The sequence below is a fragment of the Psychrobacter sp. TB20-MNA-CIBAN-0197 genome, from assembly GCF_040309765.1.
In the GTDB taxonomy this organism is placed as follows: Bacteria; Pseudomonadota; Gammaproteobacteria; order Pseudomonadales; family Moraxellaceae; genus Psychrobacter; species Psychrobacter submarinus.
Genome location: NZ_JBEOPC010000304.1, coordinates 1 through 304 on the forward strand (window position 1 = coordinate 1; position 304 = coordinate 304).

The 304-nt window shown below is 58.2% G+C and carries 1 protein-coding gene; it reads left to right on the plus strand.

The genetic code is table 11. The features are described from left to right. Positions 1–304, plus strand: a 304-nt coding sequence (locus AAEY83_RS13770; RefSeq protein ID WP_351059666.1) for a hypothetical protein, incomplete at both ends; no start/stop codon positions are given.

Genomic DNA, 304 nt, shown 5'->3' on the forward strand with positions numbered 1-304 from the left:
GCGGTGTCCCGCGCAACGCGGGCGACCGTAGTTCGACAATCTGCATCACTCGAATCGACCTGCAACTGAAGCTTGAACCGTTGCAACTGCAGACGGTGCGACTGGATGACGAAGTTCTGCCACCAGGCCAGACGTTACACCTTTGCCTGGGCGCTTCCCTTGGCGATGACCCGGACGGCTCTTTGTACATTGCGCATCGTCTGTCTTTTACCCCTGTAGACGGCAGCGTCTGGCTGGGTACGGATATCGCACTGATCATTCAGGGCAACCCATTGGAAGCAGTCAAGGCAACCCCTGACTGGGG